General features: G+C 62.2%; 19 protein-coding genes and 1 tRNA gene. 8 read left to right on the forward strand and 12 right to left on the reverse strand.

The window, feature by feature from the left end:
* Positions 1 to 170: 170 nt before the first annotated feature.
* The 3 genes from C8N43_RS07195 to C8N43_RS07205 are packed head-to-tail and all read right to left on the reverse strand — an operon-like array spanning position 171 to position 2,214.
* The gene (locus tag C8N43_RS07195; RefSeq protein ID WP_158269936.1) at positions 171 to 590 is read right to left on the reverse strand and encodes a hypothetical protein; all 420 of its coding nucleotides are present in this window, start codon (positions 588 to 590) and stop codon (positions 171 to 173) included.
* Positions 571 to 1,824, reverse strand: a complete 1,254-nt coding sequence (locus tag C8N43_RS07200; protein WP_107844948.1) for a glycoside hydrolase family 108 protein — start codon at positions 1,822 to 1,824, stop codon at positions 571 to 573. Before C8N43_RS07200 ends, C8N43_RS07195 begins: the two co-directional genes overlap by 20 nt.
* A 3-nt stretch (positions 1,825 to 1,827) precedes the next feature.
* The gene (locus tag C8N43_RS07205) at positions 1,828 to 2,214 is read right to left on the reverse strand and encodes a hypothetical protein (RefSeq protein WP_146174179.1); all 387 of its coding nucleotides are present in this window, start codon (positions 2,212 to 2,214) and stop codon (positions 1,828 to 1,830) included.
* On the opposite strand from C8N43_RS07205, the gene C8N43_RS19435 reads away from it, so the two are divergent.
* Positions 2,196 to 2,459, forward strand: coding sequence for a hypothetical protein (locus C8N43_RS19435; protein WP_146174180.1), 264 nt, complete (start codon positions 2,196 to 2,198; stop codon positions 2,457 to 2,459). The two genes, C8N43_RS07205 and C8N43_RS19435, sit on opposite strands and share 19 nt — an antisense overlap.
* Positions 2,460 to 2,629: 170 nt before the next feature.
* Here C8N43_RS19435 and C8N43_RS19440 read toward each other — a convergent pair whose 3' ends face one another.
* On the reverse strand, positions 2,630 to 3,208 hold the full coding sequence (locus C8N43_RS19440; RefSeq protein ID WP_146174181.1) for a VPLPA-CTERM sorting domain-containing protein: 579 nt from the start codon (positions 3,206 to 3,208) through the stop codon (positions 2,630 to 2,632).
* Between the two features lie 515 nt (positions 3,209 to 3,723).
* Between C8N43_RS19440 and C8N43_RS07210 the strand changes: the two genes are divergently transcribed.
* On the forward strand, positions 3,724 to 4,326 hold the full coding sequence (locus C8N43_RS07210) for a YceI family protein (protein WP_107844950.1): 603 nt from the start codon (positions 3,724 to 3,726) through the stop codon (positions 4,324 to 4,326).
* Here C8N43_RS07210 and C8N43_RS07215 read toward each other — a convergent pair.
* The gene (locus C8N43_RS07215; protein WP_158269937.1) at positions 4,318 to 4,872 is read right to left on the reverse strand and encodes a hypothetical protein; all 555 of its coding nucleotides are present in this window, start codon (positions 4,870 to 4,872) and stop codon (positions 4,318 to 4,320) included. The two genes, C8N43_RS07210 and C8N43_RS07215, sit on opposite strands and share 9 nt — an antisense overlap.
* Before the next feature lie 133 nt (positions 4,873 to 5,005).
* Here C8N43_RS07215 and C8N43_RS07220 point away from each other — a divergent pair, with 133 nt between their 5' ends.
* On the forward strand, positions 5,006 to 6,229 hold the full coding sequence (locus tag C8N43_RS07220; RefSeq protein ID WP_107844952.1) for an MFS transporter: 1,224 nt from the start codon (positions 5,006 to 5,008) through the stop codon (positions 6,227 to 6,229).
* A 93-nt stretch (positions 6,230 to 6,322) separates the two neighbouring features.
* Positions 6,323 to 8,041: a methionine--tRNA ligase gene (gene metG / locus C8N43_RS07225; RefSeq protein ID WP_107844953.1), complete on the forward strand. Its 1,719-nt coding sequence runs from the start codon at positions 6,323 to 6,325 to the stop codon at positions 8,039 to 8,041.
* A gap of 12 nt (positions 8,042 to 8,053) precedes the next feature.
* Here the strand turns inward: metG and C8N43_RS07230 are convergent, their stop codons facing one another.
* Positions 8,054 to 9,109, reverse strand: coding sequence for an AbrB family transcriptional regulator (locus C8N43_RS07230; protein ID WP_245912939.1), 1,056 nt, complete (start codon positions 9,107 to 9,109; stop codon positions 8,054 to 8,056).
* Positions 9,110 to 9,226: 117 nt separating this feature from the next.
* Between C8N43_RS07230 and C8N43_RS07235 the strand changes: the two genes are divergently transcribed.
* Positions 9,227 to 9,790 (forward strand): tetratricopeptide repeat protein, encoded by a 564-nt coding sequence (locus C8N43_RS07235; RefSeq protein WP_107844955.1) that lies wholly within the window; start codon positions 9,227 to 9,229, stop codon positions 9,788 to 9,790.
* 49 nt (positions 9,791 to 9,839) lie between these two features.
* Positions 9,840 to 9,925: transfer RNA gene (locus C8N43_RS07240), tRNA-Leu, on the forward strand.
* Positions 9,926 to 10,015: 90 nt separating this feature from the next.
* Here the strand turns inward: C8N43_RS07240 and C8N43_RS07245 are convergent.
* A complete protein-coding gene (locus tag C8N43_RS07245; protein ID WP_107844956.1) occupies positions 10,016 to 10,330 on the reverse strand; it encodes a DUF6280 family protein in 315 nt (104 codons plus the stop codon).
* A 215-nt stretch (positions 10,331 to 10,545) separates the two neighbouring features.
* Between C8N43_RS07245 and efp the strand changes: the two genes are divergently transcribed.
* Positions 10,546 to 11,109 carry an elongation factor P gene (gene efp / locus C8N43_RS07250; RefSeq protein WP_107844957.1) on the forward strand — a complete coding sequence of 188 codons (564 nt, stop codon included), beginning with the start codon at positions 10,546 to 10,548 and terminating at the stop codon, positions 11,107 to 11,109.
* Here efp and C8N43_RS07255 read toward each other — a convergent pair.
* From C8N43_RS07255 to putA, 4 genes are read right to left on the reverse strand one after another with little or no spacing between them, the layout of a single operon-like run.
* Positions 11,106 to 11,957, reverse strand: a complete 852-nt coding sequence (locus C8N43_RS07255; RefSeq protein ID WP_107844958.1) for an alpha-1,2-fucosyltransferase — start codon at positions 11,955 to 11,957, stop codon at positions 11,106 to 11,108. The two genes, efp and C8N43_RS07255, sit on opposite strands and share 4 nt — an antisense overlap.
* Positions 11,954 to 12,814: a glycosyltransferase family 10 domain-containing protein gene (locus C8N43_RS07260; RefSeq protein ID WP_107844959.1), complete on the reverse strand. Its 861-nt coding sequence runs from the start codon at positions 12,812 to 12,814 to the stop codon at positions 11,954 to 11,956. Before C8N43_RS07260 ends, C8N43_RS07255 begins: the two co-directional genes overlap by 4 nt.
* Positions 12,811 to 13,551: a rhomboid family intramembrane serine protease gene (locus tag C8N43_RS07265; protein ID WP_107844960.1), complete on the reverse strand. Its 741-nt coding sequence runs from the start codon at positions 13,549 to 13,551 to the stop codon at positions 12,811 to 12,813. Before C8N43_RS07265 ends, C8N43_RS07260 begins: the two co-directional genes overlap by 4 nt.
* 42 nt (positions 13,552 to 13,593) lie before the next feature.
* Positions 13,594 to 16,941 (reverse strand): bifunctional proline dehydrogenase/L-glutamate gamma-semialdehyde dehydrogenase PutA, encoded by a 3,348-nt coding sequence (putA, locus tag C8N43_RS07270; RefSeq protein ID WP_107844961.1) that lies wholly within the window; start codon positions 16,939 to 16,941, stop codon positions 13,594 to 13,596.
* 120 nt (positions 16,942 to 17,061) lie between these two features.
* On the opposite strand from putA, the gene C8N43_RS07275 reads away from it, so the two are divergent.
* Positions 17,062 to 17,517, forward strand: coding sequence for an Lrp/AsnC family transcriptional regulator (locus C8N43_RS07275; protein ID WP_107844962.1), 456 nt, complete (start codon positions 17,062 to 17,064; stop codon positions 17,515 to 17,517).
* Here the strand turns inward: C8N43_RS07275 and C8N43_RS07280 are convergent.
* The gene (locus C8N43_RS07280; protein WP_107844963.1) at positions 17,514 to 18,089 is read right to left on the reverse strand and encodes a cobalamin biosynthesis protein CobQ; all 576 of its coding nucleotides are present in this window, start codon (positions 18,087 to 18,089) and stop codon (positions 17,514 to 17,516) included. The two genes, C8N43_RS07275 and C8N43_RS07280, sit on opposite strands and share 4 nt — an antisense overlap.
* Positions 18,090 to 18,127 lie beyond the last annotated feature (38 nt).

Here is an 18,127-nt window from a genome sequence, read left to right on the forward strand (position 1 = left end):
GTCGCAGAGTTTCTTGTGCTGCAGTCGCGAGGGTTTTCTGCGTGAGCAATAGCCGCACCTGCAAAGGTCGGCTCCGTCCGCGCTGCGGTCATGCGCTGGGTCGATGGTGGAGATCCGCAGCGCCCGTGAAACGGCTGAAGAAACGGCGGTTGGCAGAGTTGCTACCGGTGTTAGTCCGAAGACCAGCTTTCAAGTTCAAGCCAGGCGGGCAGCCGTGCGGCGCGGGGGCCGCTTGCCAGTAGCGCCCAATACGCGCGATCGCCACGCTCACAGAACAGCACTTCCACTGGCAGCGCGTCCGAAGGGGCAAATTCGTTCGGCACGTCCCCAATCCAGCACGCTTCGGTGGTCGCCTGCATCGGTACCGGGGTGTCGATGTTCGAATTGATAACTTGCGCGTCATAAACAAATGAATAGGTCAGGCTACGCTTTTTTCCGTCCTCCGAGATGATTATGCTGCCATCGAACACACTCGGGTCTGTAGACATCGCCACCCAGCTTGTCGTCGACGGGTCATCGGCAAAAAGCGCGGCGGGAAACAGCAGAAAAACGGTGGCCAGGGAACGGATTCTAGAATGCATCGAAGTCATTGGCCCTGTTGATCCACCCTCTAATGAAACGCTGCTGACTGGGGTTGTTCGCCACGATCCGATGAAAACGCGCAATTCTCTCTTCCCTGTAGGCCACATAAAAATCCCTGGTATGTCCGCATTCTATGATGCGATTGGCTTGTTTCAGCGTGTTGAACCCCATTGAACTATCGACGGTGGTTGTCCAGTTCTGTTTGCCCTGTGCATTCGCCACGCGGTTTATCGCGCGTTGTAGCACATTCACGCCACCACCGTTAAAGCACGTATCCAGATACTGGATCGCGATATCGTGCTGGTTGATCCTGTCGCACCAGAATTGACGCCAATATCCCGCCAAAGTGATTTCATAGACCTGATCGTCGGTGATGTTTCTGAGTGTCTCGACCGTGCCGGCAATGCCAAACAGCGTTTGAGAGAAGCGTTGCCAGGTTGCGATTGTTATTCCCTTGTTTGTCGCGCCGCCGCGATCCGCGGGATCATTCACACCCCCCCCTTCGAGATCGAGGAGATGGTCATAGATGAAATCGCGCGGGTTGAAGAAATGAATCCAGCGCAGATCGATCTGATGTGGTTGTGTGGCTTCAGCGCAGGGCATCACAAACGGTGTGGTTGTCCACTGCGCAGCGCTCGACGGACTTCCGTCAGGCACGCGCATATACCGGTCAACCGTGGTGGCAAGGGTCAATGGCGCGCTCCGTTGACCAGTGGTGTCGTCTGCGATGGCTCGTCGTTGTTCCAGATCAGCGGCAGGTGTGCCTTCGGGCACGCTTGTCACATCATCATCTGCGACGACCGCAGGCAGAATGACGAATTTGCGGGCTTGATCCGGATTGTCGCGCGGAGTCAGCTTCAGGCGGTAATACGCCCCGGCTTCGAACCCGTCTTCGCCGCCCAGCAAGATGCGGCAATTCCCGTCCGTCAAAGCCTCAGCCGGGGAGGATGGTTCATCTAGGCGTTCGCCGGCTTCGGCTTCATAGTGCAACTCATGCGTTTGGACCAACTCTGTCGCCTCGTCGTTTCCGCCAGGTATGCCGCCGGTGATCCGATGCACTTCGATACGTGCGCTGACGCCAAGGTCGTTGACATGCCAGTAGCGCGAGTCCAGTTCGACCCACCCCCGGCAACCCTGTTCTACGCCCTCAACGGCACCCACAGATCGTTCGGCATCGGCGGCGTTTGCGGCGGCTTGGGTGACGCCACGGTTGGTTGCGGTGTGAGCGTTGTCCTGTAGCATGGGTCAGCCGCTTTTGAGCGCAGGCACGGCACGCGCGGCAGACAGGAAGGGGGCGAAACTCGCGCCTTCATCGGTGGCTGCGGCCTGAAGCGCGTGCAGGATCGGCTCGTACAGATACCAGTATCCAAAGCGCAGGCTGAGCAACGCGTGCAAGACCGCGGCCCGACCATCGTTGGTTACAAGCGGGGCGTCGCATGCCAACAAGGAGGCAAAGGTTTCATACGCGTCGGGCGACATCTGCCGCGTCACATTCGGCCACAGGAGGTGAGCGCCGTGCAGCGCCTCACCCGGCGAGATCGACTTTTGATCCAAGGTCTCCGTTGCGTCCAGCGCGTCGAACCACCTCAGATCAGGGTGGACGTCTTCGTGCCATGTGTCGACTACCCGCAACAGGGCGGACAGGCGCACGCCACGACGCGCAGACCGACCGGGACGGCCAGATCACCGGCGGCGCGCCGGGGGTGGAGAGCCGCTGGCACATGACCCCGCGCCACAGTGCCGCCCGCCGCGGCTGGCTGCTGGAGCGGCTACGCGCCCGGGGTGCGCCCCCGGCGCAATGGCGGCTGGCCCTGGGCGCGCGCGGGCCGGAGGTGATCACTCCCAAGGCGACCCAAGACGCCGACATCCGCGTCTAAGTCAGGGCAGCAAAGATGCGAAAAAACGTCCTGCCGCACATGGCAGCGGCACGATTGCGGATGTCTGATGTGAGCCCAAATTGGACTTTCAAGGTATCGAAAAAACTCCTAAGCGAAGAAGAGGCCACCCAGAAGTGCAGCCAAACAGTTGGCCTCGCCCATCGGACGTTCTAGGCACCCCGTCTTTTAAATGAGAAAAGACTCCCGAGAGCTATTAACAGCATCCAAGCTGCAGCGGGTAGCGGTACCGGAGACGGCGCTTCCAGATCGGCGGCAACTGCCGTCCCAACGTCTTGAATGTTTTCAAACCCCAAAGAACCCGGCGCGCATACATCGCAAATTACAAAGTCTATCAACTCAGTCGCAAAAAGACCATCAATCCCCGAAACAGAAACCAGGAAGTCGAAGCTCACTGGAGCGGTCAACGGCGCTGATGGTATCCCTACAACTCCAAAAGACCCAGCCGAAGTTGCACCCACTGGTGTGCCTATCGATCCGCCTAAATTGCTGCTCACAAGTGTCGCGCTGGAAAAGTCGAAGCCATCCAATGCACCGTCCCAGTCAAATCCGATTTGGCTAAAAGTGGAAGCAGTGCTCGTAATGTCCCCGGATAGTCGAAGAAGATCATCAGCAGCATCAAATTCTGCTACAAAATTTGCTAAGGTTGAAGCACTCGCAGCGCTAGCGACAATAAGGCTCGTTGCTACGGACGCAACAGCGAACTTTATTTTCTGTGTAAATTTAGTCATTTGGCACCCCAAGTACAATTAAACAAGTAGAACATTCCGAAACGCCTAAAGGTCGCGCGGTCGAATATCGACTAAGAAGCATGTTTTAAGATATTCGAAATATTGTCAATTTTTTAGTTTATTTAGCTCTAAACAGAGAAAAACACTGTGTAGTTTATTCGCCTCGCAAGCCTCAGAATAAACTAAATATTAACGCGATCAGCCTTTGGGACAGCATCGTCGGCGAAACAGTCGCTCAGTGTGTTCCAAACCTCGCTTTGAAACTACCCAGAATGAGGCCGAAGGCACTCGCTTGGGGCGCTTGCCTCTCACACATTGCTTTGCGATCTGTGAGATGTATGGTCCGCCCTTCGCCCGGCCCGATGATCTGCGGCTCGTATTCCAACGACCGCTTCGTCCGAAAACCCGCCAAGCACCAACACGCCCCACGTAGCGCAAACGCAGCCGTGACAGCACGTGTGCATCCAAATCGGCGAGGACGGTGTATTAACTCAAGACGCAGATCGGAGACACCCATGCCTCAGCTCACCCGCCGCGCCTTGATTGCGGGCCTTGCCGTCCTTCCCGTAGCGGCACACCCCCTTGCCGCGGGGGCGGCACCGATGCGCTACGCCCTGCTGGCCGCACAATCCGAAGTGGGGTTTGTCTACACGCTCGCGGGCGTCGCCACGAAGGGCTCGATGCCCGTGAAATCCGCCAAGGTGATCATCGACCCGGAGGCGCTGCAGCGCTCCTCCATCGACGTGGTCGTCGACGTGACCCGGGCCCGTGCGGGCATGATCTTCGCGACCGAGGCGCTCAAGGCGGCTTCCGTGCTGGACGCGCGCCGCCATCCGACCATCCGCTTCCGCTCGACCGCCGTGCGTCTTGGCGGTCAGGGCCGCCTATCGGACGGCGCGAAGATCGACGGGGCGCTCACCATTCGCGGGGTCACGAAGCCGGTAACGCTCAACGCCGCACTTTTTCGGCGCGCGGGCTCCGATCCCGGCGATCTCAGCCGGTTGAGCTTTCGGGTCAAGGGGCAGGTCCGGCGATCCGATTTCGGCGCCAATGGCTACGCTGATCTGGTGCGCGACGAGATCGACCTCGATATCATCGCGCGGGTTGCCCTAGCCTAGATCGCCCGCATCCGCCTTGGTCAGCGCGGTTTGGCGCAGTTCCTTCAAGGGTCGGATGTAGCAGGTCACGACCGCCCATCCGCGCTCCAGGTCGGTGAGCCGCGACACGAAGCCATGGGGGTTCTTCGTGGACATATTGCGCACTTTCTGCGCCATGGCCTGATGCGTCTCGTCGTCGTTCCAACCCCCATTCGACAGCTGGCTGATCCGCCCGAGCGCCAGAAAGTCACCCTTCTGCGCCTTCGACTTGGGCCAAAGGTGATCCACCTCGCGCCCCTGGGAGGTCGCGGGCATCGCCGCATCGAACGCCTTGCGGTAGCCAGTGTAGGTGGGCTTCACGTAGACCGTCGCCCACCCCTTGCGGGACAGCACGAAGGCATTGCCCAGATCGCGCCCGCCGATCTGAAAGACGGATATGCCGGGCTGCGCCAGATCGGCCGGGCCAATCGCCGGGGCGGGCCAGTTGATGCCCTGCTGGCGCATCATCGCGCCGTATTGCTTCGCTGTAATCATCGACGGGTCGTCCTTCAAAATATCTTCAAACAATGGGCCAAGCATGTCTCAGCCAGCGCCATGAGAAAAGCCATAAAGGCACAAAGCGACATTCATTTGACGAAAAACCGCTTGCTTGGGCCAACCGGCGGGCGCAAGGCGGGGGTGTCCTACCACCGCGAGCCCCATGCGCCTTCTGATTTCCTTTGCCGCCCTGTTCCTGTCCGTGGCCCTGTTGCAATTCAGCTCCGGCGCGGTGGGCCCGTTGGACGCCCTGTCGGGGCTCGCGCTGGAGTTCACCCGCGCCGAGGTTGGCCTGCTAGGATCAGCGCATTTCGTGGGCTTCTTCATCGGCTGCTGGTTTGCACCGCGCGCCATGGGGTCGGTCGGACATTCGCGCGCCTTCTCCGCCTTCGCGGCCATGGGGGCCATCGGGCTGCTGGCCCATATGATCGTGGTCGACCCCTATGCCTGGGCGCTGATGCGGGTCGCCTCCGGTCTGTGCGTCGCAGGCTGCTACACGGTGATCGAGGCCTGGCTGCAATCAAAAGTCACCAACGAGACCCGCGGGCGCGCGATGGGCACCTACCGGGCGGTGGACATGGGCGCGTCACTGCTGGCGCAGCTGATGATCGGCGTTTTGGAGCCTGCGAGCTACGTCTCCTACAATCTGCTGGCGCTCTTGTGCTGCGCGTCGCTGCTGCCACTGACCCTGACCACGGCCCGCCCACCCGAGACCCCTGCCGCCCCGCGCCTGCGCCCGGCGCTGGCCTGGGCGCGCTCGCCGCTCGCCGTCGCTGGCGTGATCGTGGCGGGCCTGTCTTCGGCGGCCTTTCGTATGATCGGACCGGTCTACGGTCAGGAAGTGGGGCTACGCCCCGACCAGATCGGGCTTTTCCTTGCCGCCTTCGTCGCCGGAGGCGCAGTTGCGCAGATCCCGGCGGGCTGGCTTGCCGACAAGTTCGATCGCCGCTGGGTCCTGATCGGTATGAGCGCCGCGGCGATCTTTTCCTGCGCGGTCACGGTCGTGTCGAGCACGGGCGGCACGGTCGCCGTGATGATTGCGGCGGTGCTGTTCGGGCTGACGACCTTTCCGATCTATTCCGTCTCCGCCTCCCACGCCCATGATTTCGCCACGTCGGAGGAACGGGTTGAGCTGTCAGCAGCACTGATGTTCTTCTACGCGGTCGGCGCCATCGCCTCACCCGTCGTGGCCTCAACCTTGATGGAGGCGTTCGGCCCCTCTGCCCTGTTCATCCTGATGGCGGGCGGGCACGCGTTGCTGGTCGTCTTCGGCTTGAGCCGTATGAGGGTGCGGGCCACGCCCAGAGATCGAACACCTTATGTCTATGCGCCGCGCACCTCGTTCACCATCGGAAGGCTCCTGCGGCGCCAGCGGGACCGTAAATAGGGCTTCGTTTTGGCCGAAATACTCAAAATCCGACACTGGCAGGCAGCCCGGGCTTAGGCTACATCTCGCGGACCATCGCCAAGGACGACGCCCATGACCCGTATCCTGATCACATCCGCCATTCCCTATATCAACGGGATCAAGCACTTGGGAAACCTGGTGGGCTCGCAGCTGCCCGCCGATCTGTACTCGCGCTACATGCGGGCACGCGGCCATGAGGTGATGTTCATCTGCGCCACCGACGAGCATGGCACGCCCGCAGAGCTGGCGGCCGCAAAAGCGGGCCAGCCGGTGGCCGAGTTCTGCGCGCAGATGCATGAGACCCAAAGCAAAATTGCCGAAGGCTTCGGGCTGTCCTTTGATCATTTCGGTCGCTCGTCGAGCCCGCAAAACCAAGCGCTGACCCAGCATTTCGCGGGCCAGCTAAAGGCCAATGGTTTCATTGAGGAAGTGTCGGAGAAGCAGGTCTATTCCAACGCCGATGGCCGCTTCCTGCCCGACCGCTATATCGAGGGCACCTGCCCCAATTGCGGCTATGACAAAGCCCGTGGCGACCAGTGCGAGAACTGCACCAAGCAGCTCGACCCGACCGACCTGATCGAGCCGCGCTCGGCCATTTCGGGCTCCACCGATCTTGAGGTGCGCGAGACCAAGCACCTGTACCTGCGCCAGTCCAGGCTGAAGGATCAGCTGGATGCCTGGATCGACAGCAAGGCTGACTGGCCAGTGCTGACCACGTCCATAGCGAAGAAGTGGCTGCATGACGGCGACGGCCTGCGCGACCGGGGGATCACCCGTGATCTGGACTGGGGGGTGCCGGTCAAGGATGGCGAAAAGGATTGGCCAGGGATGGAAGGAAAGGTCTTCTACGTCTGGTTCGACGCGCCTATCGAATATATTGCCGCGACCAAGGAATGGGCCGATGCCCGCGATATGGACGACAGCGCGTGGCAGCGCTGGTGGCGCACCGACATGGGCGCGGATGACGTGCGTTACGTGCAGTTCATGGGCAAGGACAACGTGCCCTTCCACACGCTAAGCTTCCCCGCCACGATCATGGGCTCGGGCGAGCCGTGGAAGCTGGTCGACTACATCAAGTCGTTCAACTACCTCAACTATGACGGCGGGCAGTTCTCGACCAGCCAGGGCCGCGGCATCTTCATGGATCAGGCGCTGGAAATCCTCGATGCGGATTACTGGCGCTGGTGGCTGCTCAGCCACGCGCCCGAGACCTCAGACAGCGAGTTCACGTGGGATAACTTCCAGGCGTCAGTGAACAAGGACTTGGCCGATGTGCTGGGCAATTTCGTCAGCCGCGTCACGAAGTTTTGCAACGCGAAATTCGGACCTGCTGTGCCTGCGGGCGGGCTGCCCGGTCCCGATGAGGAGGATCTGGTCGCGACGCTCGAAACCCGCACCCGCGCCTACGAGGCCCATATGGAGGCGATGGATGTGCGCAAGGCGGCCGCCGAGCTGCGCGCCATCTGGGTCGCAGGCAACGAGTATCTGCAAGAGGTCGCCCCGTGGTCGACCTTCAAGGAGGACCCGGACCGCGCCGCGGCGCAGATCCGCCTCGCGCTGAACCTGATCCGCGTCTATGCGGTGCTGTCGGCGCCGTTCATCCCGACGGCCTCGGCGAAGATGCTGATGGGGATGAACACGCTGGAGACCAGCTGGCCGGAGGACATGAATGTCGCCCTGTCCGCCCTCGCGCCCGGCCACGAATTTACCGTACCGGAGGTCCTCTTCGCCAAGATCACCGACGAGCAGCGCGAAGACTGGCAGGCCCGGTTCGCAGGCGTACGCGCCTAGGCGGCAAAACTCTTAAGAAGAGTTTTGATCAGACTTTTTTGAAAAGTCTGAGCCCGCCCGGGCGGTGAAGCTCGGGATCAGAATGCTCAGGATCAAAAGACGGCCCACGTGGCAGGCCGCCACGAAGCCCGGGTTCGCCCCCAGCACCGCCCCCATGACGATCATTGTTTCCAGACCACCCGGTGCGAAGGCCACCAATACATGGGGGATCGGCATTCCCAGCCAAAGCGCAATCGGGACCGCTGCCAGCACGGATAGCCCGACGGTCAGGCAAGTGATTGCGGTGCCCCCGCCCGCATAGCCCGCCAATTGCGCGGGCGTGGTGCCGGAGAAACGCGAGCCGATGAGCGTGCCCATCACCACCAGACAGACCAAGGTCAACTGAGGGTTCAGCACGCCCGGTGCGAGGTCGCTCAGATGCCCCAGCGACGAGACAATCATCGCCCCGATCAGCAGCGGCGCGGGCACGCACAGCCGCTCGAGGCACCAGCCCAGAGTGATGCCCAGCGCGCATAGGATGGCGAGATGGAGCAGGCTCAACTCCGCGCCCGCGGGCAGCATGCCCTGGGAAAGATCAAGCCCCATGATTGCGGCGATCACCGGCACGGCGAGGGTCAACAGCAACAGGCGCACGGATTGCACCACCGCCACTTTCGCGGTGTCGACACGGTAGCTTTCGCCCAGCGCGAGCACGAAGCTCAGATGCCCCGGCGCCGATGCAAGCACCGCCGTGCGCGGCTCGAACCCGAACCCGCGCACCAGCAACGCGCGGCATGCGGCCATCGCGATCACCAGCATGATGGCGAGCGCCACGAAGGCCACAGGCCAGCGCAGAACGGCCGCGGCAGCGTCTGCGTTGACGCCCGCGCCCACACCGATACCGATGAACAGGAAGGCGACGTCCCGCACGCCCGTGGCGATGGCGAAGCGAAACCCTAGCAGCGACAGGGCCGAGACCAGGAGCGCAGGTCCGGTCAGAAGATAAAGCGGCATTGATACCAGCCAGCCCAGCGCCGCGCCGAGGCCGCCGACCACCAGGGACAACGCCGTGACGCGGAGCTCGGGCAAGGTGGGGCGGTTCAACATGACAAAGGGGCTACCACTGGCGGGCGCAAATGTGGACCCCCACGAAAAGCTGATCACGCGTATCTTGACCGGCGCGCGCTGTCTGGCAACGATGGGCGCATGCGATTGCTTCTCATCTTCTGCCTTCTGCTGACGACCGCCGCACAGGCCGCCTGCCCGCCGAACCCCGAACGCTCTGCACGGCATACAGAATTGATGGCGCTCTTGGCGGACGCGCCGAATGAGACGGTCGCGCGCGAGTATTCAAACGAGCTATGGAACATTTGGGGCACCGCGCCGGACACCACCGCTCAGGAAATCCTGCAGCGCGGGATGGAGCGGCGGCAGGCCTTCGATCTGCGCGGCGCGCTGGAAGACTTCAACACCCTGATCGATTACTGCCCGGGCTATGCCGAAGGGTATAACCAGCGGGCCTTCATCAATTTCATCGGGCGCGACTACGAAATCGCTCTGGAAGATCTGGACCGCGCCCTGGCCATCACGCCCGATCATATCGGGGCGCTGACCGGGCGGGCGCTGGCTTTGATCCAGCTGGGGCGCGACCGCGAGGGGCAGCTGGTGCTGAGGGAGGCGTTGAAGCTGAACCCCTGGCTGCCGGAGCGCAACCGGGTCACCCCCTTGCCCCCCGTACCACAAGAAACTGTGCCAGAGGTCGAGCTTTAGGCTTTTCGCGCGCGCGGCCCACCGCTAGGGTCGCGCCACCCTGCCCCGTGCCCGCGTGGTGGAATGGTAGACACATGAGACTTAAAATCTTTGGGCCGTATGGCCGTGCCGGTTCGAGTCCGGCCGCGGGTACCAACTTTATCAATTGAAAATTGCTCTATGGTGAGCTGAAACGAAAAAACGCGCCCCGAGGGACGCGCTTTTCAAAGTGATATGCAACAGGCGTTATGCAGCTTCGGCCTGATTGCGGCGCTCGCTCTCTTCGCGAGACAGCGCGACCGAGGTCCGCACGCCGTTGCCGACGAAAGCCATCAGGCCGGACACGACCCGCTCGTTCGGGTCGATCCCGGCGCAGCTCAGGACCTCACGGCCATCGCGTGAGCGCGCCCAACGAGCGATCTGCTCGGGGCCGTTCCCATATTTCTTGTCATCCGCAATTGCATCATCAAGTGCGGCCAAGACAACGGCGGCAAACAGTTTGCGGGCGCGTTGACCTTGTTCGAAGTTGAAAGCGTTGCCATCAACGAAATCAGCAGCCATTTCGTTTCCTTTGTTATTGCTCTTGCTATCTGGGCGTGGCGACCCTTGTGACAGGTATTTGCCGATTCGTCATTGCATTCTAGGAATGGCACGTATGCGTTGCGCGCATAGCTTTCACAAACCCCTAACCCTATCTAGTCACCTTGTCTCCCCTTAACTCCCCAGATATAGGGTTGTTCCAATTTTCATCAAGCTTTCGTCAAGGAAATGCCACAATGCCAAAAATCAACGGCAATGAGATCAAGATCGGCAACGTGCTGGAGCACAATGACGGCCTGTGGGTTGCGGTCAAAGTGGACCATGTGAAGCCCGGCAAAGGCGGTGCCTTCGCCCAGGTCGAGATGAAGAATCTGCGCAACGGCTCGAAACTGAACGAGCGTTTTCGCAGCGCCGACAAGGTCGAGCGGGTCCGGCTGGAGCAAAAGGACCAGCAATTCCTTTATGAGACCGACGGCATGATGACCTTCATGGACAGCGAGACCTATGAGCAGATCGAGCTGCCCGCCGACCTGCTGGGCGAGCGCCGCCCCTTCCTGCAAGATGGCATGGTTGCGGTCGTGGAATACTACGAGAGCGAAGCGCTGAACGTCTCCCTGCCGCAGAAAGTCACCTGCACGGTCACCGAGACCGAGCCGGTCATCAAAGGTCAGACCGCCTCAAAGTCTTTCAAGCCCGCCGTGCTCGACAATGGCGTGCGTATCATGGTGCCGCCCTTCGTGGGCGTGGACGAAGCCATCGTGGTTGACACCGAAACGATGGAATATTCCGAGCGCGCCTAGAGGCGTATCCAGCTTTCGGGCGTGATATCGGGATTCGCCAGCTTCGGGTTGGCGAACCAGACCTTCGGCGCCACGACCACCTTGTCGGGGTTGTCGTTCAGCCAAGCCCCCCACCATGAAAACGTCGAGTTGGCGATGATGTTGTGCCGGCAGATCGAGATCAGCCGCATGTCCTCGTAATGCTTGTCCGACCCGTTATGCCCCGCCACGCGCATCTCGAACGGCAGCTTCAGGTTGTCGCGCGCCCAGTCTGGGTCGTCCGAGAACACGAAGACTTTGGGCTCGGCATCCATCTTTTCGGCCACGTGGTTCAGCGCGCGCTCGTAATAGGCGGCATCGCATGACGCGTGCGACCCGGCGCCTTTCGCCGTCAGGTAATCGCCGCGGCGCAAATGCAAGGACACCGAGGGCACCGCACGAATATCATCGGCCCAACGCCTGTTCTCGTCACTGGGCGGCGTCTTGATCGTCAGCTCCTGACGCAAGCCCGGGAAATCCTCGAAATACCTCTCCGACTGGAAATAGCCGTGGAGGTAGACGTCCCCTCGCAACGAGAGGATGTTTTCGTTGAAGCCCAGGCCCCGCTCCCGCGTGAATTTCGGACTGCCCCCGAGGTATCGCCACGCGGCGTAGCGCAGCTTTGAGTTCTTGTCCGGCGGCAACTCGCCCGGCTGCGCAATCTTCGCCTCAATGGCGAAATGGTTCAGCGCGAACTCCCAATGATCTCCGGGCGGTGCAAGCCGGATATCAAGCCAAAGCGGCGCGCAGGCCCGTTTGGCCAGCGCTCTGGCGGTGGCGTATTGGAACAGCTGATTGCCGAGGCCGCCGAAGATACGCGCGATGATCATGTAAGGCTTCCCCGCACGGCCTCTGCCGCGCGCTTGTTGGTGTTCGCATAGTTCATCGCAACCGCCCGATTGGCCGCAATCGTATCCGCCCGCGCGGCGTAATCATCAGGGCTGATCCGTGCAAGTGCTGCAATGATGTCGTCCGCATCCGAGCAAATCATAAGGCCCGTTGCGTCGAAATACTCCGCGATATCGGGCGCGCCCCAGTAGATCGGTACGGTCTCGCAAATGAGCGCGTCGATGAGCTTTTCGGTGAAATAGGACGGCTCGCGGGAGTTCTCGATCACCACGGAGTAGCGGTATGGCGCGAGCCCGTCCTCCTTGAGCTCGAACGGCGCGTAGCCACGGCCAAGGATATCGACGTCCAGACCTGTCGCGCGGATGCGCTCGACGACCGAATGGCGCAGTTTGTGGCCTTCAAGATCATTGCGGGCCGAGGCGATGAGGGAGACGTCCTTGGACTTGGTGGTGTCGATCTGGTCGAAGTCGCTCAGGAACGTATCACCCGCCACGAAGCGGATGCCGTTCGGCACGGCTGCCAAAGTCGCCTTGTTCTTCGTCAGGACACGGTGAAAGCGCCAATGCAGGCGGCGAGCGGACTTCAGGTGGTGAGCATGGTTGCTGTCAGGCTCGACGATCATCACCGAGACCTGTGCACGCACCCCGAACCACGGCAGGTAGAACATCGGCTTGCGTGGATAGGTGATCAGGTGATCGGTCGCCGCCATATCGCTCACGCAGCCCGTCGCCAGACGATCGGGGCGGCCCAACGGCCATTCCAAGGCGTCGAGCGGCATCTTCGCGATACCGCGCGTGGGCCATGCGCCATAGGGAACAACGGCGAAAGCTGCGCTCATTTGCGGCGGATCACTTTGGGCAGAGAACTGTTGTAGCTGGCCTCCGGGTGCGGCGGATGGCCGTCGGTGCGTTGCCAATAGTCTCGGCCACCGCGCCTGAGCCACAGCGGCAGGCACAAAGCGAAGCCCACAATAAACCCGCCTGCGTGCGCCCAATAGGCCACGCCACCCCCGGTCATGCCAAGATTTGAGACGCCGTTGAACAATTGCAGGGCGAACCAGACCCCCAGCATCACCCACGCGGGAACGGGGAAGATTTTGAAGATGATCACGATGATGATCAGGATATCGACCTTGGCCTTCGGAAACAGAAGGAGATAGCCCCCCATCACCGCCGCGATCGCACCGGAGGCGCCGACAACAGGCACACCGCTGGACGGGTTCGCCAGAACCTGTCCCAAATCCGCGCCGAGCCCGCCGAGCAGATAAAAGAGCAGAAAGCCCAAATGGCCCATCTCCTCTTCCAGATTGTCGCCGAAGATGTAGAGAAACAGCATGTTTCCCGCCAAATGCATGATCCCGCCGTGCAGGAACATCGAGGTCAACAAGGTGTAGGTCTCGATCCCATTGACGATCTCGATCGGGCGCATGCCCCACGTGTCGTAAAAGGCCGCGAGCGCGCGCTCGTCGTTGAAGAGCGGCCAGTAGCTCAGGAAGATCACCACGTTCAACGCGATGAGCGCATAGGTGACGTAAGGCGTGCGCTCGGACGGGTTGTGGTCGCGGATCGGGAACATGGGCCGACGCTCGCGCATCGGCCCGCGGAGGTCAATACGGCGTCACGCAGAGACCTCGGCCAAGAGCTGCGCATTGCCACCCGACGCGGTGGTGTCAATGCAAACATGGCGCTCGGCCAGCGTGTCGCAGGGCCGGGGCGTGTCGGTGATCAGCTGCAGGATCGGGCCGTCACGCCCAGCGAGCGTTTGCCGGATCTCGCGCGCTGTCTTTGCATCGCCCCACCACAGCACACCTGCGATACCGTCGCGATCCGCCTGTTCCGGCGTGCCTTCGATCGCGACGCCGCCTGCGGCCTGCACCGCATCCATCTGTGCCTGCACATCGGGGCCTGCACACAGGAACGGCGCGCGCGGCGCGGCGGAGAGGCGGTTGGTCTCGCCCGTGGGCCCAGGCATGTCTTGCGGCTCAGACCGGGCGGCAAACCCCTGCGTCCCCGTCGTGAACTTGTGCATGTAGAGCGGTCCGCCCGCCTTCGGCCCCGTACCAGACAGCCCCTCGCCTCCGAAAGGCTGGGAGCCGACAACAGCGCCAATCTGGTTTCGATTGACGTAGAGATTGCCCGCCTCGATGCGGTCCACGATCTCTTGCACGCGGTCGTCAATGCGGGTGTGCAGGCCGAAGGTCAGCCCGTACCCCGTCGCGTTGATGTCATCGATGACACGGTCGAGCGCCTCGGCGCTGAACGTCGCGATGTTAAGGACGGGGCCAAAGATTTCCTCGCGCATCTGGGCGATGCTGTCGACGCGGATCATCGCGGGGGCGACGTAGGTTCCCTGCCCCGGGGTCTCGAGCTGGTGCAAAACCCGGCCTTCGGCGCGTGCGGCCTCGATATAATCCGCGATCTTGGCGCGTGCGGCCTCGTCGATGATCGGGCCGACATCGGTCCGCGTCTCCCACGGCGCGCCGACATGCAGGGCGTCCATTGCGCCCTTGAGCATTTCGATCAGCTTGTCGGCCACGTCCTCCTGCACGTAGAGGCATCGCAGGGCGGAGCAGCGCTGCCCCGCCGATTGGAAGGCGGAGGCGATGATATCGCGCGTCGCCTGCTCTGGCAGCGCGGTGCTGTCCACGATCATCGCGTTAAGCCCGCCAGTCTCGGCGATCAGCGGCGCGGTCGGGTTGCCCGTCTCGGCCATGCTGCGATGGATGCGCATTGCCGTCGCGGTCGAGCCGGTGAAACATACGCCATCGACGCGCGGATCGGCGGTCAGCGCGGCTCCAATCTCGCCGCCGCCGGGCAGCAGTTGCAGCGCTGTGCGCGGCACGCCAGCCTCGTGCAGAAGCGACACGGCCAGTTGGGCGATCAGGGGCGTCTGCTCGGCCGGTTTGGCCAAGACGGCGTTGCCCGCGGCCAGTGCAGCTGCAATCTGGCCCGTGAAAATCGCGAGCGGGAAGTTCCATGGCGAGATGCAAACGAAGCGTCCGCGTGCAGGGCTGGTCATTGTCCCGATCTGGCCCGCGTAGTAGCGCAGAAAGTCGACCGCCTCACGCAGCTCGCCGATGCAGTCCGGCATGGTCTTGCCCGCCTCGCGCGCCAGAAGTGCGAAGATGCGCCCGTAATTCGCCTCATAGAGATCGGCGGCGCGGCGCAGGGTGGCCGCGCGGTCTTGCGGCGATGCGTCCCAAGGTTCTGCGGCCGCGATGGCGGCAGCGGCGTCCTCCGGCGCCGCCAAACGAACTGTGCCGACGTGATCGGCGGGCGTGGATGGAGAGGTGATGCGCTGCTCGTCCGCACCTTTCTGTGCGCATGCCAGCAGAGGCGTGGCTTCGAAGACCGTTTCCGCAAATGGCGTGCGGGCAGCGTAGATTTCGGCCATCTCCAACGGATCGGTCCAGTCCCAGCCCCGCGAATTGGCCCGGTCGCAGAAGATCGCGTCTGGAAGGGTCACTGCCGGGAAGCTCAGATCGTCGATCTCCTCGAACGGATCGGAGGCGACGACCTCGGCCGGTACATCCTCGTCCACGATCTGGTTGACGAAAGAGCTGTTTGCGCCGTTTTCCAGCAGCCGCCGCACCAAGTAGGCCAACAGGTCCTCGTGAGCCCCCACCGGCGCGTAGATGCGGCAACGGGTCTTGCGCGAGGCCAGCACGATATCGTGGAGCCGCTCGCCCATGCCATGCAGGCGCTGAAACTCGAACGCGTCGCGATCCGTGCTCATGTCGAGGATCGCCGCAACCGTATGGGCGTTGTGGGTGGCGAATTGCGGGTAGATGCGGTCGGTCAGCCCCAGCAGCTTGCGCGCGTTGGCGATGTAGCTAACATCGGTGGCGGGCTTGTGGGTGAAGACCGGGAATCCCTTGAGGCCAAGCACCTGCGCGCGCTTGATCTCGGTGTCCCAATAGGCACCTTTGACGAGCCGGATCATGATCTTGCGATCCAGCCGCTCGGCCAACGCGTAGAGCCAGTCTATCACAAACGACGCGCGGGGCCCGTAGGCCTGCACAACCACGCCAAATCCGTGCCACCCCATGAGCTTGGGATCAGACAGAGCGGCCTCGATCACGTCGAGCGACAGGTCCAGCCGGTCGGCCTCCTCCGCATCGATGTTCAGGCCAACGCCCGCTTCTGCCGCGATATGCAACAGCTCCGTCAAGCGCGGCACGAGGGTCTCCAGAACCGCGTCGCGGTGCGGGGCCTCGTAGCGCGGGAAGAGCGCCGAGAGCTTGACGGAGATGCCGGGATTGTCGCGGATATCGCTGTGCTTTGCCGCCTTGGCAATGGCGTGCAGCGCGTCGCGATAGGCGGCGAGGTAATCAAGCGCGTCGGCGTCGGTGCGCGCGGCCTCGCCCAGCATGTCGTAGGAATAGGTGTACCCTTTCGCCTCCATCCCGGAGGCGCGGTCCATCGCCTTGGCGATCGTCTCGCCAAGAACAAATTGGCGGCCCATCTCCTTCATCGCGCGGGCCACGGCCGTCCGAATGACTGGCTCACCCAACCGCTTGACCATGCCGGTGATCTGCCCGGCAATTCCGGGGCGCTCGTCATCCAATACCTTGCCCGTCAGCATCAACGCCCAGGTCGAGGCATTGACCAGCGAGGAGTGGGAATGGCCCAGATGTTTGCCCCAATCCGACGGCGCGATCTTGTCTTCGATCAGGGCGTCCATGGTGTCAGCGTCGGGCACGCGCAGCAAAGCCTCCGCGAGGCACATCAAGGCAACGCCCTCGTCGGTCGACAGACCATATTCGGCCAGAAAGACCTCCATCAGCCCCGGCTTGGCGGAATTTCTGATCTCGCGCACCAGATCGGCCCCGGAGGCTGCGATGCGAGCGCGGTCCTCTGCCGACAGCCCGGCCATCGCGATCAAACGCGCCAGCACCTTGCGCTCGTCGGGCAGCATGTGGGCCCTCATTTCGTGGCGCAGGTCAATATGGGCTTGGCGGGACATGGGGCAGCTCCTATGCGAAAGGCCATTTGCCTTATCATAACTTTTGTTTTGCAAATTTTACACCTTGATGTAGAGGATCACCTCACTTCCTTCCCGCAATCACAGCAAAGGACGGGCTAAATGGCTGAAGAGCTTGATGGGTACGACACCGCGATTCTGAAGGCGGTCTCGTCACAAGGGCGGATCACGGTCACGGATCTGGCCGAGAAGATCAATCTGTCCAAATCCCCTACCCAGACGCGGTTGCGGCGGCTGGAAAAGGCCGGCTACATTCGCGGCTACACCGCACAACTGAACGCAGTGAAGCTCGGTCTTGCGCATATCGCCTTCGTTGAAGTGAAGCTCGAAGACACCCGCGAGGCGGCCCTGAAGGCGTTCAATCAGGCGGTGATCAGCGTGCCGGAGATCGAGCAGTGCCATATGATCGCGGGCAAGTTCGACTACCTCTTGAAGGTGCGCACGTCGGATATGCACAGCTACCGCCGGGTGCTGGGGGAGCGGATCAGCGCCTTGCCCCATGTCGCGCACACCTCCACCCATGTGGTGATGGAAGCGGTGAAGGAAGACGCGCTCTAATTGCCGAAGACAAACATCCAGATGATCACCGGCGACAGCTGAAGCGCCGCCGCGGTGGTGATCGCCGCGCGCGGAAGCGGCGTGGCAAACCTGCGCCACAGGATCACGAGGGCCGCGAGACACATCAGTGTCTCCAACGGGCCGATGATGGCCGCCCCATGCGCGCGGTCCCAGTAACTGAACGGGCTGTCAAATATCCAATCCGACAGCGGCCAGAAATGCGGCCGCCCGTCGCCCGCATGCAGCGGAAAGTCCAGCGCGAGATGCAACAGCGCCGCTCCGCAAAGGGCTACGGCCCATTCCCGTTTCAGCCACAGGGCGAACCCCAGCAGCGCGCCCCAGATCAGGAAGGAATTGTCGACCGAAAACACCGCCATCCACTCCGGCGAGTAGTAGTATTGCCCGAAGACCACGCGCGCGTCGGTGCCCAGCACCAAAAGGTGCCATCCGGCCATCGCATAAAGCGAAACATCGGGCAAAAGCGCGCCAAGGAGAGCCGCCGCCGTGACCTTGCGTTCGCCGGGCCGGGCGAAGGCCGCGGCCCCGAAGATCAGGTGAGCTGGGGTGTTCATGGGCCTTTACTTCCTGAGCGGGGGGCGGCATCTCAGAG

Origin of the sequence: Litoreibacter ponti (genome assembly GCF_003054285.1) — a bacterium.
Lineage (GTDB): Bacteria > Pseudomonadota > Alphaproteobacteria > Rhodobacterales > Rhodobacteraceae > Litoreibacter > Litoreibacter ponti.